General features: G+C 54.9%; 12 protein-coding genes. 6 read left to right on the top strand and 6 right to left on the bottom strand.

Annotated elements, in window-relative coordinates:
• Positions 1-2 precede the first annotated feature (2 nt).
• The 6 genes from ACZ5M3_RS08660 to ACZ5M3_RS08635 are packed head-to-tail and all read left to right on the top strand — an operon-like array spanning position 3 to position 8,611.
• Positions 3-443: a hypothetical protein gene (locus tag ACZ5M3_RS08660; protein WP_464839245.1), complete on the top strand. Its 441-nt coding sequence runs from the start codon at positions 3-5 to the stop codon at positions 441-443.
• Entirely contained in the window at positions 424-897 is a 474-nt protein-coding gene (locus ACZ5M3_RS08655; protein WP_464839244.1) for a hypothetical protein, read from the top strand. The genes ACZ5M3_RS08660 and ACZ5M3_RS08655 overlap by 20 nt, the downstream gene beginning before the upstream one ends.
• Positions 894-2,381, top strand: a complete 1,488-nt coding sequence (locus ACZ5M3_RS08650) for a hypothetical protein (RefSeq protein ID WP_464839243.1) — start codon at positions 894-896, stop codon at positions 2,379-2,381. Before ACZ5M3_RS08655 ends, ACZ5M3_RS08650 begins: the two co-directional genes overlap by 4 nt.
• Positions 2,378-4,486: a hydrolase gene (locus tag ACZ5M3_RS08645; protein WP_464839242.1), complete on the top strand. Its 2,109-nt coding sequence runs from the start codon at positions 2,378-2,380 to the stop codon at positions 4,484-4,486. The genes ACZ5M3_RS08650 and ACZ5M3_RS08645 overlap by 4 nt, the downstream gene beginning before the upstream one ends.
• On the top strand, positions 4,483-7,860 hold the full coding sequence (locus tag ACZ5M3_RS08640; RefSeq protein ID WP_464839241.1) for a DUF2341 domain-containing protein: 3,378 nt from the start codon (positions 4,483-4,485) through the stop codon (positions 7,858-7,860). The genes ACZ5M3_RS08645 and ACZ5M3_RS08640 overlap by 4 nt, the downstream gene beginning before the upstream one ends.
• A gap of 4 nt (positions 7,861-7,864) precedes the next feature.
• Positions 7,865-8,611, top strand: coding sequence for a DUF2101 family protein (locus ACZ5M3_RS08635; RefSeq protein ID WP_464839240.1), 747 nt, complete (start codon positions 7,865-7,867; stop codon positions 8,609-8,611).
• On the opposite strand, the gene ACZ5M3_RS08630 is transcribed toward ACZ5M3_RS08635, so the two are convergent.
• The 6 genes from ACZ5M3_RS08630 to ACZ5M3_RS08605 form a co-directional block, all read right to left on the bottom strand.
• Positions 8,566-8,841 (bottom strand): TonB-dependent receptor, encoded by a 276-nt coding sequence (locus tag ACZ5M3_RS08630; RefSeq protein ID WP_464839239.1) that lies wholly within the window; start codon positions 8,839-8,841, stop codon positions 8,566-8,568. The two genes, ACZ5M3_RS08635 and ACZ5M3_RS08630, sit on opposite strands and share 46 nt — an antisense overlap.
• Before the next feature lie 153 nt (positions 8,842-8,994).
• On the bottom strand, positions 8,995-9,564 hold the full coding sequence (locus ACZ5M3_RS08625; RefSeq protein ID WP_464839238.1) for a GMP synthase subunit A: 570 nt from the start codon (positions 9,562-9,564) through the stop codon (positions 8,995-8,997).
• Positions 9,565-9,573: 9 nt separating this feature from the next.
• On the bottom strand, positions 9,574-10,497 hold the full coding sequence (gene guaA / locus ACZ5M3_RS08620) for a glutamine-hydrolyzing GMP synthase (protein WP_464840850.1): 924 nt from the start codon (positions 10,495-10,497) through the stop codon (positions 9,574-9,576).
• 71 nt (positions 10,498-10,568) lie between these two features.
• Positions 10,569-11,564 carry a formate--phosphoribosylaminoimidazolecarboxamide ligase gene (locus tag ACZ5M3_RS08615; protein ID WP_464839237.1) on the bottom strand — a complete coding sequence of 332 codons (996 nt, stop codon included), beginning with the start codon at positions 11,562-11,564 and terminating at the stop codon, positions 10,569-10,571.
• Positions 11,561-13,702, bottom strand: a complete 2,142-nt coding sequence (purL, locus tag ACZ5M3_RS08610; RefSeq protein WP_464839236.1) for a phosphoribosylformylglycinamidine synthase subunit PurL — start codon at positions 13,700-13,702, stop codon at positions 11,561-11,563. Before purL ends, ACZ5M3_RS08615 begins: the two co-directional genes overlap by 4 nt.
• A 78-nt stretch (positions 13,703-13,780) precedes the next feature.
• Positions 13,781-15,277: a PEP/pyruvate-binding domain-containing protein gene (locus tag ACZ5M3_RS08605; protein WP_464839235.1), complete on the bottom strand. Its 1,497-nt coding sequence runs from the start codon at positions 15,275-15,277 to the stop codon at positions 13,781-13,783.
• Positions 15,278-15,356 lie beyond the last annotated feature (79 nt).

The raw sequence follows: 15,356 nt of genomic DNA, 5'->3' as shown, positions 1-15,356 counted from the left end.
AGATGAAGCGGGGACAGATAAGCCTTGACTTCCTCTTTGCAGTGACCCTCATAACCATCACGATGCTCAACCTAGTCTACATTGCCGACAGCGAGAGGGCCCACTCCGAGACCTTTGACACCATCGCGAAGCTGAAGGCGTTCTCCATCGATGTCCGGGACTCCGTTGTCAAGGTTTACACTGCCGGGGATGGGTTTACCGTGAGAAAGGAACTCCCGATAAACCTGGATGCGGGAGATAAGATAACAGTCAGCCTGATCGCCCCGGACAGTGTCGTTGTTAACGCCACGATAGGGGGAAGGGGCTACCGTGTGCTTCAGAGGAGCCCGGTGCCGATATACGAGAACACCTCGGTGACCCTTACGGAGACGGATAGGGATTTCAGCATAGTGGCGACGTACAATGAAACGGAGGGGAGGCTGGATGTCACCCTCTCGCCGTAAGGCACAGACGGCCATAGAGGTTCTCTTCATAACCGCCATAATTCTCGCAGGGATCGTCCTGATAGTGCCCTCTTATCTTGACGAGAACACGGCCGCTTCAATAATATCGTACGTTAGAGGCTCCGCCTCAGATGCCTGCGCCTATCTGAACACCGGAGTCATAATCAACGAGAGCGTTTACACCCCCCTAAACGCGATAATAAACGCCAGCAATTACACGTACAGGGCGTTTCAGCTCGCCGGGGTGCGCACCGCGGAAGTCAACGGCACGATACAGGTTAACGTTACGATAACCTACGCGGGGGCGGGACTCCCCGAAAGCACCGTTGAGGCGAGTATAAAGCAGTACATTGAGGACGACCTGATATCCAAGACCAACGTGGTTAAGCAGAATGGAAAGCTCTACCTAGGCGGGAGAGAGATTGAGATAAACGTGGACGTGGTGAGAGTATGAGGAGGGGTCAGCTGCTCTCGTTCGATGCGATGCTGTCGATGGTCATAATAATCCTGCTACTGGGCACTATCACCACAACATCAAGTGCCCTGAAGGGCGAGATAACAACCGTGCTCGGCTGGTACGAGAGGGCCAACGTGGGAGACAACATGCTGGACATCCTCGTCAAAAACCCAGGAACTCCGGACAACTGGCAGACCGATCCCAGCAATCTGGCCTTCCTGGGTCTTGAGAGTAATCAGTACCCAACCACAATAGACTATGCGAAGATAGAGGCCCTTAACGATGCCGTTGCCGCTAACGATCCAGCTGTGAGGGCGTCGCTGGCAAACATCAGCATGGGGAAGGACTTCACCCTGGGATTTTACCTCACAAGGGTCGAGATTGAGGGAAACGTGACGGTCATACCCCCCCAGACCGAGGGCTCTGTGGACATCCCCTCCGGAGGCCATCTCTCCGTCACTCCTGTTACTGGATACGCATACGGACAGGGACTCATAGCCGAGTGGATAAGCCCCGAGAGAAGAGACGCCCCCGGTGTGGGGAACATAGCAAACGTGACAAATGTAACCGCGGGTGAAAGCTTCGTCTTCAAGCTCGCGGAGGACGGAAGCGTCAGGCTCGATCTCGTCGGTCCCGGAAACCAGGGGGGGCCGGTGAACTACAACATACCAGCCGGCTCAATCGTCCACATAGAAGTTGAGACCGGATACCTCCTCATAGGATGGAACAAACTCGCTGACGGCACCTACGAGCTCTGGATTCCCCTGCACCGTCTGGGACAGCAGATATGGACCACTTGGACGGGAACCGTGTGGTGGGGACAGGGAGGAACAGTCTCCTCGACCAACATGACGATTAAGTACGTCTACGCAACCAAGGTTGTGAACGCAGACTACAACATAACCATGATAAACGGCAGCTTCGTGAGCGACCCCACAACGATAACCGCCTCCCGGGAGCGCTCACCGTGGGTGACCTACACCGAGAGGAGAATCCCCATGACAAAGATGACCTACAACAGGAGCTACACGGTTACCGCCGACTCACTCCCCACCGAGCTCTACGTCGGGACGATATACACCCCAATCCCTGACTACATGGCGCTTAAAGTTGCGTTCAACGGCACCGGCCACGTCGTTGCCGTGGCGTGGATGAGGGGGACCAACATCTCCGGGTACTCCGTCATGGCCGTGTACAAGACCTCCGCAGATTCAAACGTCAAGGCCATCATAAACCAGACGATCAACGGAAACTCCTACATCAAATCCTACTCCTCGGAGAACCCTTACTACGTAATAATCCCCTGGAAGGAGTTCCTTACTCAGATAAGGCCGGGAGAGAGCCTCGACATCTACGTTTGGGTCTACGAGATGAAGGACATAACAACGGTCGAAATAACGGATCTTAACGGGATTGATACCATCATGAGGCCCCAGGCGAGCCTAGCGGTGCTAAAACTGTGGGTGTGGGATGACTCATGAAGAGGCGAGGCTTCATATTCACCCTGGATGCCATACTTGCCCTCCTCCTAGTCACCATGTTCGTGGTCAGCATGACCCAGATCAACCCCAGTGCTCAAGTGTATTCCACGTACATGCGCTCCCAGTCGAAATATGTCGCCGACGACGCGCTGACAATGTTCAGAACCCTTCCCCTAAGGGAACTGGTGCCCCCCGAGACTCTGGAGGAATGGATGACCGGCCCAGACCCAGTTATCAACACAACCCTCGTGACCCCAGACATGTCCCCCATAGATATAGTCGCCACTTACTGGGCGACGGCACCGCTCTTCCCCTCTGCGAACCTGAAGCACAAAGCCGAGATAATCCTCGGGTATGTACTCAACAACACCCTCAAGGACTACAACTACGAGCTGATGATAAACAACTACACCAGCCCGTATCTCCGGAAGGTTGGCTCCAACTACTCGGCAGCCAGGGACGTGACGCCGGCAACGCTGATACTGAGCGGATACGCCTACAACCAGACACCGAGGGGCTACATGGCGAGGGCATTCCTCAGCAAACTTGGAAGTAAAGAGAACACGTACACCATAAGGGGAGGATATATATACGCCAGAACGGACAATCAAAACGACGAGGTCATAATCAGATACATAGTCCCCGCGGATGCCATTCCGCGTGACGCTCAGGTGGAGGAGATAACGTGGTTCTTAGAACCTGCCTGGGTAGGCTCCAACTACGAGATATACCTCAACGGCCAGCTTATCTGGTCCGGATACGTTAACAACAATCAACTGATCCAAGACACAGATCCCAGCGGTGGATACGCCCTCATAGAGAACTTCCGCCCCGGAGAAACCAACGTGTTTGAAGTTAGGGTCTACAAGTCCGGATACGACGGCGGTGAGGACGGTGCCCAGTATATAAGGATCAGATACCGCACGTCCATACCGTCCACACTTAGATTTACCGACAGATTTTACTTCGAGGACGTCACGGCCAAGTATGGGATAACCGCGTGGAAGTACCTCTTCGTTCCGGGCGAGATAAACTCCCTCAGCGTCCAGGTGGCCGTTGGGAACGTATCCCCCACCACTCCGGTTACCCTCTCCTTTATGTTCAACAACGAGGTTTCCGTGCCGCTCAGCGCCCCCTGTCAGTACAACTCCACCACCCAGGTGAAGGTGTGCTACTGGGACAACGCGACGATAGCAAACGCCCTGGCCAGCGCGGGGTACAACTACACCCACATATCCAGCAGGTACACGACACTAATCGTGAGGGCCGGGAATGAGAACACCCGGTACAGCCCGAACATCCATCTCATAGGAAACGAATCGTTCGTTTATGCCGACTACACCCCAGGCGTCCTTCTTACCTCATACACAATAGACGTAACTGAGCCAATAGCCCTCCCCAACCAGGATTGGACGCGCTCAGTGACAATAAACTTCAACGTTCCCCAGGGTGTGACTCCCCTGTGGGTCAAGTTCCAGTTCCCATGGCTGTACTACGTTAACTATGGGGAACCCTCGCAGTCAATCCGCGTTGACAACCCTGTGATAGACCCCACCTACATATACCAGCACCCGCCAAACCCCTTTATCTATGCGCTCGCCAGGGTTGGTTATACCAGAAACACCTTTGACTACCAGTACAACCCGCTTCCCAACGCGATAGCGCCCGGAACCAATACTATAAACATCGACCTCGGTCAGGGGTACTACCTCCAGCCGAGCAACGGAGATGGTGAGCTCACATATGTTATTCAGGGCTTTGCAGGTTATGGAGACGTGTTCCCCGAACTTCTGAGGCCAGGGTGCTCCGGCTACAACATAACGTACTACTGGAGTGGAGACACGTCCCCCCACTATGTGACCGCGGGAGACTCCCCCTACTGTGACGTCACTGCACAGGATCTGCTCGATGGCATGGACAAGTACGCCGTGGACGATGCCATAATCAGACTCTTCCATAACCTGGGTGGAGACGGAACCCAGGCAAACCCCATACTGATAAAACTGCCCCCCACGGTAAACATCGTCTTCGTATCCATGGGCAACATACCCAGCCTGTTCAGACCACTCGCCATAACTCTCAGGGTCTGGAGGGAGAACGGATGAAGAAACGGCGAGCATTCCTGATGAACTCAACGGTCATACTTCTGTTGATACCCCTCATGCTCCTTTTGGCCACGTATGAGGACGTTTCATCCCAGATAATAATGAGTCAGAGCGAGAGAACCCAGGTTGAGAGAACGTACAGGGTGGTATCGTACGTTGAGATGGACTTCCAGAGAACCCTTGAGATATCCGGAAAGAGGGCGATAGTCACCGTTGTAGACTACATCGCAAACACCCGGGACTTTCTGGATCCAAACGACCCAAACGGTATGGCGAACTCCACGATACGTGACCTGGTTCTGTTCGGCCAGTCCCCACAGATTGCAAGCAACTACTCCGAACGGCTTATGAGGAACCAAACTGTCCTGGGTTGGCTAGGCAACATGTCCACCGAACTCATGAGACAGGGATATGATCTCAGGATAGCAAACAGAAGCATTGCCGAAATCGAGGCCATGAGCGTATCCCAGAAGAGCAGTTTTCTCAGGAGCAACATAGAGCTAACCGTTGCCCCCCTGGATGCATTCAGAATCGTCATACGCGCCAGAATAAAGGACGTGACGATTTCAGACGTTTCGGGTAAGGTGGTCTATACCGGCCCAATACCGAGGGAGAACTACGTCTACTCAATAATCTCGATCGAAAACCTTGAAGACCCTCTATTCTCTGCACTCACCTACGGCAGGTACTACCGCTCAATTGAGCCATGTGAATACACCTTCCCCGAACTTATGGACAGGCCCGTTAAGACCCTCTACGGGAACGGCACCAGCACGAGCGACCATGTACTCGGGAAATATTCCTCAACAGCCTGGGACACTGGACACATATTCTACGGCAACTCGTATCCAGGGGATGGGGCAGATGGATACGTACTCCGCAGCGGGGACACGGCCGGCGTTACCGCCCCCATAATCGTCAACACCACAATAAACGGCGTCCCGATATCTCCGCTTGAGATATTCAACGACGATGACGTGGGGGTGCTCGTGTTCGGCAATGTGAGTGCCACCAGTCATTGGTGCGGATCCAACTACAAGTGGAGGGTCAACATCACGATACCCAGCTACACCGACGGAAGTCTTGTGCTCCTAAAGATACCGACCTCGATATTCCCGGGCATATACCACACCGACGGAACGGCCTCAATGATGATCTATGAGCAGTCCACCGTCATGTGCACCCCGGTGCCCTTCTGGATAGAATACTGGGGCACCTCCTACGTCTGGATATGGATAAGGGCCAGCGGCACTGACTACTCGATTTACTTTACGGACAACCCGTCCTACGCCACCGACGGCTACAACAAGGAATACCTGTTCTGGCTCATTGACACCTTCGACGGCACGTCGATAAATCCCGTCCTGTGGAACAGCCTCGCAGACGCGTACCTTGATGGGAACGGCCATCTGGTCGTTCCTGGCGGGACTGAGAAACTCGCCCTCCAGACCGTCGGCTCAATAGACGGCGAGTTCTTCGTGAGGTTCAGGATGAGGCCGAACAGCACCGCTCTGGACTTCGATGGAGGAATCGAGACGGAGTTCAACTACACGGAAACCCAGGCCCTGGGAGACTACCTCAAGATCGTCATAAACTACGATGGGCCCGAACTGACGGACACCACGAACGTCCAGGTGCCTATAAGACTCAGCGCCGCAAACATCAGCGGCATAAACTCAGACCCCGCAACGAACAGGGCGGAGATACTCGTGTACTCTGATCCGCTCCTCCAGAACCAGATACCCTTCTGGATAGAATACTGGGACACGACCGGTGCCCAGGTGTGGGTAAAGACCAACCTCACGTACACCGGAAGAACCTGGAGCAACGGATGGGTGTACCACTACAACGCCACAGTTTACATCAAATACAACACGGGCACACTCACTAGGGGAGACGGAAGCCAGGTCTTTGAGTTCTTCGATGACTTCACGGGTACAACCCTGGACACAGGAAAATGGGACACCCACGGAAACCCCTCCATAAATAACGGCTACCTCCAGCTTCCGAGCAGGAGCTGGATATGGACTAAGGCAACCTTCCCGAGCACATACATAATGGACATCAGAGGGAAGCTCGTCGACAACCCTGGGATCATGTGGAACATCCGCAGGAGCACCGGGTGGGGCCGCATTGAGGACATCAACTACTACGGCGACGGAAGGGGATACCTGTGGTGGTTCAACGTCCTTACAAGCAACTGGATCGGGTGGTATGACTCCAGCACAACGACATACACCCTGAACTCATTCCAGAACATAGAATTAAGGGTAACGTCATTCTGGACTGACATATATCAGTTCTCAGACTGGACCAACAAAGTCCTGAGGAGCTCGTACAACGCAGGGGCCAGCAGCAACCGTGCCGTAGGCCTGGAACAGTGGAACGGAGGCCCCAGTGAGTACGACTGGATATTCATCCGCAAGTACCTGGAGGACGAATACCTGAGCTACACCATAACCCAGGCCGGAGGGGGAACTCAGACCACAACGGAGAGTGAGAGTGTGCAGTTCATCGACGACAACGCGGGGTTCAGCGACCACAACGGGGACACCCTTGCAATACTGGAAGACTGGGGCAACAGCCTTGCATCGGGCAATCCCACAGCGCTGTCCGACTACCACAGGTACCAGATCGTATTCACACCCGTTTCCGGCGGAGTGGAGCTCAAGTTCACAGACGTCGACAACCCCCTGAGGAGCTCTACCGTCAGCATAAACAAAGAGCCCGTGTCAGCAACGAAGGTGGGCATTGTGATAGACAGCCAGCCCCAGGGCATCCTCGTCAACGCCGCGTACTTTGACTGGATAGTCATCGGCAGAATGCCCTACTACACAACCGACTCCATAAGCTCCACCACCGTTGAATCGGCACCCCAAACAAGCAGTGCATACAACGCCCGCGCCTATGACCTCCAGCCCCTGATATCATGCATAATCGATCAGAAGTACTTCGGAATATACAATGGGATATCGTTCTTTGAACGCCTCGAAAACAGCGTTACCAACCACGCCAAATACTTCCAGCTGGCAAAGGAGATGCAGGACGAGCTGGGAATGAAATACGGAGGCGAGTACTACCCCATCGGGCTCGTCAGCTTTATGGTGCCCAACGCCGACTATGACCGCAAGCTCTTCGAGATTTTCAACAACTTTGGAATAACCGTAGAAGAGGGACAGAGCAGCGTGGACTACTACTTCCTCAACTACTATTTTGGCAGGATAGAGAAGATGCCCGCATACCGTGTTTGGGGGATATCCTACGGTACGAGCGCCCTCACAGGTGACTTAAGCGTCGTGCCGTTCTTCCTTGATAATCAAACTGCAGCGGCCATCCTTGGGCCAACCGGAGCAGAAGACCTGCTGAAGAGGTGAAATCATGTCGGTGGAAGACGTCCTCTACGGAATCGGCGAGTCCGTGGACTCAGGAATCAGAAAACTCAGTGATTTTATAAACCCCTCCCCCTCAGAAGAGCCGCCAAGTTTTAGGTATCTCAGCAGACTCGTGAAGAAGAGGTTCACAGCCCATGAATACCTCAGCCTCAAGCTCCAGCTGGCTTTTCTCAGCTACCTTGTTCTCAATCTAATTCTGCTCTTCATCAGGGCCGGCCCACCGTGGCTTGCGGGAGTGGCCGTGGTCTACTTCCTCTACCTACGATACACCCTGGTCAGGAACCGGGAGTTCTTCGTCGAGCACGAGCCGTACAGGTTCTTCTACTACGCAATATCGTTGATTTCTTTCGCCGTTTTCCTGGGATACCTCACAATACGGAGGACAGCCACGAGCATCTACTATTACTACGCATACCTCTTAGTGGCCTTTGCGGCCGTCATGGCATTCCGGTGGTACTTCAAGCAGAGATACGGCAGGGACTATACCTACGGCGTTGTTGAAGAGATCAAGGGCAACGTCGTCAGGGTCTTCGTCCACGACGACATAGCGGCCAATGTCAAGCCCGGCCACTACTGGGTCGACGCCGTGGAGGATCTGGAAGTCGGCAGGGTCGTGAAGCTCATTGTGGAGGACAAAAAACTCAGGGGAGCCGTCCCGGTAAGGATAATAGAGGTCTACCTCACGGATCAATCCTCCCAGAGTTCGACGGAGCCGAAAAATGCAACCGAGTGAAGAATCAGCAGATAGATGGAATGGCAGGGCTCGACGAGGTTCGTCTTGACGAAGCCCTCTCCGTTCTTCCTTATCTCCAGGGGCTCAACACCGTGGCATTCGGGGAAGACCGTTATGGAATCCTCTCCCCCAACAAAACGGAAACCGAGCCCCTCACAAACCGTTTCCAGGAGCTCCTTGAACCCATCCCACCTATCAATCCTGGTTCGGTAGTAGAGCGTGTGCCCCAAGCTATCACCAAAGATAGTAAGAACCGAACTTTAAAAAGTTTTCTGATTTGCAATCTTCAATCGTAACCAGAAAGGCTTTTTCAGAGATGCTCCAACGTGTAGAGGGGCGATGATGAGAGAACCCGCTGCCGAGTAAAATGGGGAGAGGACCGACTAGCTGAGCTCCCCGCAAAGCTCAGCAAAGTTGCGGTAGATATCCGCCCCGCGCTCCGTGTGGGCAACCTCCGGGTGGAACTGGACGCCGTATATTGGAAGGCTCTCGTGCTTCATGGCCTCGACCGGGCAGGTCTCGCTCCTCGCGAGCAGCTTGAAGCCCGGCGGGAGCTCCTTCACTTCGTCCATGTGGCTTTCCCAGACCTTCAGCCTTTTTGGAAGACCCTTGAAAATGTCATCCTCATCTAGGATTTCCACTTCCACGAGGCTGTACTCGGCCTTCTCGCCCCTCCCAACCTTTCCGCCGAAGTGCTTCGCTATGAGCTGGTGGCCGAGGCATATCCCGAGGATGGGAACGCGGAACTCGTCGTAGTGCTCAAGGACGGCGGAGCAGTTTCCAGTTTTGTTTATGTCTGGACCGCCGGAGAATATTATCCCCTTGGGCTTCATCGCCTTTATCTCCTCGAGGGGAGTCGTGTTGGGGATTATCTTCGCCTCGACCCCAAGGTAGCGGAGCGTCCTCCAAATCCTGTGGACGTACTGGCCGCCGTTGTCCATTATGATTATCATACTTCCACCTCACTCGAACTCTATAGTTGCAGGTGGCTTGTTGGTTATGTCGTAGAGCACCCTTCCGACCTCGGGTATCTCGCTCGTTATCCTGAAGGCGATCCTCTGGAGGACATCGAAGGGAACGTTCATGGCGTTGGCCGTCATTCCGTCGAGGCTCTCGACGACACGAACGGCGATGGTTTCCTTGTAGGCCCTTATGTCCCCCTGGACACCGACGGTTTTCACACCAAGCAGGACAGCGAAGGCCTGCCACGGCTTCAGCCCGGCACTCTCGATCTCCTCCTCTACTATGGCGTTGGCCTCTCTTACGATGGCGACCTTCTCCGGCGTGACCTCCCCGAGAACCCTGACGGCCAGCCCAGGACCCGGGAAGGGCATTCTGTTGTATATCTTCTCCGGCAGGCCGAGTTCTCGGCCCAGCTCCCTGACCTCGTCCTTGTAGAGGTCGCGGAGCGGCTCTATCAGCCGGAGGTTGAGCCTCTCCGGCAGACCACCGACGTTGTGGTGGCTCTTTATCTTCCCCCTGCTCTCGATCCAGTCGGGGGCTATGGTGCCCTGGATGAGGAATTGGGCGTCTATCTCCTTCGCGACCTCCTCAAACACCTCGATGAAGACCCTGCCGATTATCTTCCTCTTCTCCTCGGGGTCCGTTACACCTTCAAGCTCGGTAAAGAACCGCTCGCTCGCGTCAACGGAGTGCAGGTTGAGCCCGAACTCGTCTCTGAAGGTCTTAACGACGAATTCGGGTTCACCCTTTCTCATGAAGCCCGTGTTGACAAATACCGCGTGAAGCCTTTCCCCTATGGCCCTGTGAGCGAGCACCGCCGCAACGGAGCTGTCAACGCCGCCGGAGAGCGCTATTATTGCCTTTCCATCGCCGACCGTCTCTCTTATCTCCGCAACCTTCTCCTCGATGAAGCTTTCCCACATAACCATCACCCTCTTTTTGCCACCATTCGGGCGTCAATTTATAAACTTATCCTGGGGGAGATTAGACACATTTATGTTAAAACCTCCCCAAGCCTGTCCTCCTCAAGAGCCCCCCTCAGCTCCATGGCTATCCTCCTTCCGGTGCTGACGGGGAAATCGTAGCGGAGCCAGCTGTAGGGCGAACCGTGGACAAAGGGGTTCGTCCCTGCAACTATTCTGGCCGAGACCTCGAAGACGACGAACTCAAGCTCCTCGGTGAAGACGCCTTCGAGGCAGAATGGGCCCCAGAGGCCGCCCATAAGCTCTTCGGCCGCTTTGACAACCATCTCCCCGGCTTCAATGACGTCCATGAGCAGGCTCTCCCTCAGGACGAGGGGGATGTTGCCTATCACCGTGTAGTTGGTGCCGAGTCCGAGGTCGAGCTGCTCCCTGGCCGGAATCCTGCCTATCGCATCCACGTTGGACTCATATCTGCGGTCAACGCTCATCAGCTCCAGCTCGCGGTTGAGCTTCGAATAGAAGTAGTGGGGGTAAACTGGAACGCCGAGGACGTACTCCTGAATCTGGATTCCACTCAGCTGTTCCTTGTCCCTAACTCCGAGCCTCCCCGCTTTTTCCCAGAAATCTTCGGGGCTCTTCACCAAAAAGTAGCCCTTTCCGCCCTTAGCTCCGTGGGGCTTAACTATGACTGGCCCGTCTATGTCGTCGGGGTCTTCGTAAACCCGCGGAAGCCTCAGCTTTGCCCTTTCAAGCCACTTTCTCTCCAAAGAGCGGTCGCTCTCCCACTTCAGCACCTCTTTGTTGCCGTAGTAGGGAACGCGCATCTTCTCGACCAGCTCGATTCCAAGGTGTGCCACGAAGGAGCCGGTGGGGATAACCACCACCTCAAGCTCAAGCAGTTCTTCCTCCGGATAGGTTCCCTCGATGAAACGATCGGCGACCGGGAAGTACTTCGTGTAGAGCGGTCTGACCCTGCCACTTCCAAAGGCCACCGTTTCAAAGCCCTCTTCCTTTGCCCCCTTTAAAATCTGAAGGGCAGAGTGGGAGGCATAGGTCGCTACCCTCATTCCTCCTCACCTAAAAGCCTCGGTAGGGACTCGTGGACTGCCCTCAGCCCGGAAATCGGTTTTCTGAGAAGCTCCTTTCCGTTCCAGAGGAAGGCCGCGTCGCTTCCTCCAGCCCTTCCGATGACCGTGAAGTGGCTGAAAAGGGCCTTTAGTTCGTCAAGTTTCTCCTCGGTGAAAGCTACGAGGTAGCGCCCATGGCTCTCGCTGAAGGCTACCTCAACCGGATTATCGGTCCCGGAGGGAACCTTCGAGAGGTCAGCGGCGAAGCCCACCTTCCCGGCCACGGCCATTTCCGTTAAAGCAACGGCGATTCCTCCCCTGCCAACGTCGTGGACGGCCCTAACGAGACCTTTCCGTATAGCCCTCAGGATCCCCCCCGCGTTGGCCCTCTCCTCGTCGAGGTTCACGCGAGGGGCAAGACCGCCCTCAACGCCGAGCCTCGCGAACAGCTCCGAGCCGCCGAGTTCAGCCTTCGTTGTCCCGACGACGCCTATAAGCAGTCCACCCTCTAGTCCCATTCCCGGAATTTCCTCAAGCCTGACCTTTCCAACTCCAGCCACCACCGGTGTGGGCTTTATCGGCCTCCCGGCCACTTCATTGTAGAAGCTGACGTTGCCGCTGACATAGGCCAGACCAAAGGCTTTCGCTGCATCGGCCAAACCTTTGACTGTCTCGGCGAAGCTCCAGTAGACCTCGGGCCTTTCGGGCGAGGCAAAGTTGAGGTTGTCGACCAGAGCCAGAGGCTTGGCGCCCACGCTGACAAGGTTTCTCACCACCTCGGCAACGGCCCCCATTGCACCGTGGTATGGGCTGAGGTAGCTGTGGTTCGGATTGCCGTCGGCCACGAAGGCGAGGCCGTGTTCATCGCTGATTTTCAGCACGGCGGCATCAGAGCCGGGCTTGAGAACTGTCCTTCCCTGAACCTCGTGGTCGTACTGCTGCCAGATCCAGCGCTTGCTCAGAATGTTGGGACTGCCCCAGACGAGGGTGAAGGCCCTCTCGAAGGGAACGTCGGGCGTTTCAACCGGCCTCTCGGCGTTATACGGTTTCAGCCCCCATTTTATGGTGGGAACGTCGATGAGCAGGTCAATCGGCAAATCAACAACCTTCTTGCCCTTCCAGTAAACGACGTAGCGCGGCTCCTCGATGACCTCCCCAACTACCGTCCACTCGAGCTCGTACTTCTCAAAAATCCGCCCTATTTCTTCCACGTCCTCGGGTTTAACGGCAAAGAGCATCCTCTCCTGACTCTCTGAAATCATGACCTCGCTTACCGTCATCCCCGGCTCGCGGAGCGGAACCCTGTCGGCGTAGATTATCACCCCAAAGCCCCTCTTTCCGGCCATCTCGGAGGAGGCGCAGGTTAAGCCACCGCCGCCGAGGTCCTTCAGTGCCTTCACCTTTCCGGTGTAGACCGCCTCAAGGGTTGCCTCGATGAGCAGCTTCTCTGTGAACGGGTCGGGAATCTGTACCGCGGAGCGGTCTTCCTCCTCCGCGTTCTCGCTCAACTCCTCGCTCGCGAATGTAACTCCGTGAATGCCGTCCCTGCCAGTTCTGTTGCCGGCGAGGACGAGCCTGAGACCCGCCTCGGTAACGTGGCTGTGGACAAGGTGCCCGGGCCCCATTATCCCAACGCAGGCGACGTTGACGAGCGTGTAGCCTTCAAGGCTCTCATCGAACTCCGTTTCGCCTCCAACGGTTGGAACACCTATCCTGTTGCCGTAGTCAGCGATGCCCTTAACGACCCCCTCAAAGAGGTAGCGGTTTTTCTCGCCTTCCAGCGGGCCGAAGCGTATGGGGTCGAGGAGCGCCATTGGACGGGCGCCCATGCAAAGTACATCCCGCACTATTCCACCAACCCCCGTTGCGGCTCCTCCATAGGGTTCGACAGCGGAGGGGTGGTTGTGGCTCTCGATTCCAACGGCTATCCAGGTGTTCTCATCGAACTTCACTATTCCAGCGTCCTCACCGGGACCGAGAACAACGTGCTCGTTTTCGGTCGGCAAAAGCCTCAGCCAGGGCCTGCTCGACTTGTAGGAGGCGTGTTCACTCCACATGACCTCGAGCATGGCTTTCTCAACTTCGTTGGGCTCCCTGCCGAGCCGTTCACGGATGAGCTTTTCCTCATGGGGGAACATCGTGAACCCTCCTTTATTACCAGAAAAGTGTAAAAATTAGGAGTTTTTAAGGTTTATTTTAACAGAAAAATGTAAAACTCAAATCCTGAACAGCAGGCCCGGAATGTCTCTCACCCTTTCGTCCGTGTAGTTTATGAAGCCCTTGAGGAGCCGGTAGATTTTGAAGAGCCTTTCATCATCGTCGGTTCTTGGACATTCGCCCCTATCCGCACGGGAAAAGGCATCAACAACATTAAACCGTCTTGACAGAATACGAGGAGTTTCCTCTTCCATCATCCAGTTTATGAAGTAGTAGACGTTGAAGGCCTTTTCCTTATCCATTGGATAGAGCTCCCGAACGAGCGAGAAGGCCCTGACAATGACCTTTTCCAGCCCCTCCGGCGAGAGCTCTTCTAGTGCGTTCAGGTACTCCTCTTTCAGCGCCCTCACGATTTCATCTTCTTTGTAGCTTGATTTCCACAGCTCAAACTTTCTCAAGGCTTTCCTCGGGTTCTTCACGTAGACGATTCCCGCGCCCCCGTCAACGATCACTTCGTCACCCTCCATTATCGCCTCAACGTCAACCCCAACGACGCAGGGAATTCCAAGCTCCCTCGCTATTATCGCCGGGTGAGATAGGATGCTGTCCACCTTCGTCACTATCCCAGCGGCTTTCTTGAAAATGCTGTAGTGCTCCGCGTGGAGAATGTAGGTCACTAAAATTCCCCCTTCCGGAAAGAGCTTTTCTGCTTCTTCCGGCGGCTGGTCGTCGAGCACAAAGTACGCCCTTCCGGTCGCCACCCCGGGACTCGCGGGGATGCCCTTTAAGGCGTGCCAGTTCTCGGTTTTTGGACTTATTGCATCCATACTTTGGCCGAGCGTCGTTATATCCCTCGACTGAAGTATCCAGAGCGTTCCATCGTAGGCCCACTCTATGTCCTGCGGTTTACTAAAGAGTTCTTCAATCTCAAGGGCAACAGTAATTAGCTCCCTCATGAGCTCGTCTTGAACTCCGTTGGGATTCCTTGGAAGAAGAACCCGCTCGGCGCTTCTTTTCCCACTCACCAGCTCTTCACTGCTTCCCCCCACAAATTCTACCAAAGCCTTTTCCGGTTCGGTGGGCGAGCGAGTGAATAGCACGCCGGCGAACTGGGGTGCTATCTCCCTCTGGACTATCGCCGCCATCCTCGGCTTCCCTCCAAGACCCATCCGCTCCATGTAAGCCCTGACCCTCCCAGAACTGGCGCTTTTAAAAACCCGCTCTATTCCGTTGATTAGGTCGTCGAAGGAGTTCACTCCAGTAACGCTCTCGAAAACCCCTGCAAAGCTTGCCTTAGAGCCGTCTTCTACTGTTGCGGAACTCCTCACAACCACCGGAAACTCTCCTTCGAGAAGATATGGGGATTTGAAGTACTCCCTTATCTTCTCCAAGACTTCCGGTGGGAGCTTTCCTTTCTCTTTCCAGAGGTCGTAAGCCTTCGTGGTCACCACGAAGCCCGTAGGCACGTTGAAGTACCTCGCGAGTATCGAAAGGCGGTGGGCTTTCCCGCCGATTTCTTCTATTGAGCCTCCCGCGGAAAGCGAGCGGACGAACATTTTGCTCCCTCTTGTCGCTAGTATGCTTGAAATTTACCTTATTATAGCTTTTACATCTTTCAATGGGCGGGTGTTGAGG

This window comes from Thermococcus coalescens, assembly GCF_055392585.1.
Note: the sequence above shows the minus strand (reverse complement) of the source record. Positions and strands in the feature narration are given on the sequence as shown.

Excerpts from the sequence above, each read along its gene's own strand:
- ACZ5M3_RS08660 (WP_464839245.1), top strand. The coding sequence starts at position 3 with ATGAAGCGGGGACAGATAAGCCTTGACTTCCTCTTTGCAGTGACCCTC.
- ACZ5M3_RS08645 (WP_464839242.1), top strand. The coding sequence starts at position 2,378 with ATGAAGAGGCGAGGCTTCATATTCACCCTGGATGCCATACTTGCCCTC.
- ACZ5M3_RS08625 (WP_464839238.1), bottom strand. The coding sequence starts at position 9,564 with ATGATAATCATAATGGACAACGGCGGCCAGTACGTCCACAGGATTTGG.
- ACZ5M3_RS08605 (WP_464839235.1), bottom strand. The coding sequence starts at position 15,277 with ATGTTCGTCCGCTCGCTTTCCGCGGGAGGCTCAATAGAAGAAATCGGC.
- guaA (WP_464840850.1), bottom strand. The coding sequence starts at position 10,497 with ATGTGGGAAAGCTTCATCGAGGAGAAGGTTGCGGAGATAAGAGAGACG.
- ACZ5M3_RS08640 (WP_464839241.1), top strand. The coding sequence starts at position 4,483 with ATGAAGAAACGGCGAGCATTCCTGATGAACTCAACGGTCATACTTCTG.
- ACZ5M3_RS08635 (WP_464839240.1), top strand. The coding sequence starts at position 7,865 with ATGTCGGTGGAAGACGTCCTCTACGGAATCGGCGAGTCCGTGGACTCA.
- purL (WP_464839236.1), bottom strand. The coding sequence starts at position 13,702 with ATGTTCCCCCATGAGGAAAAGCTCATCCGTGAACGGCTCGGCAGGGAG.
- ACZ5M3_RS08615 (WP_464839237.1), bottom strand. The coding sequence starts at position 11,564 with ATGAGGGTAGCGACCTATGCCTCCCACTCTGCCCTTCAGATTTTAAAG.
- ACZ5M3_RS08650 (WP_464839243.1), top strand. The coding sequence starts at position 894 with ATGAGGAGGGGTCAGCTGCTCTCGTTCGATGCGATGCTGTCGATGGTC.
- ACZ5M3_RS08655 (WP_464839244.1), top strand. The coding sequence starts at position 424 with ATGTCACCCTCTCGCCGTAAGGCACAGACGGCCATAGAGGTTCTCTTC.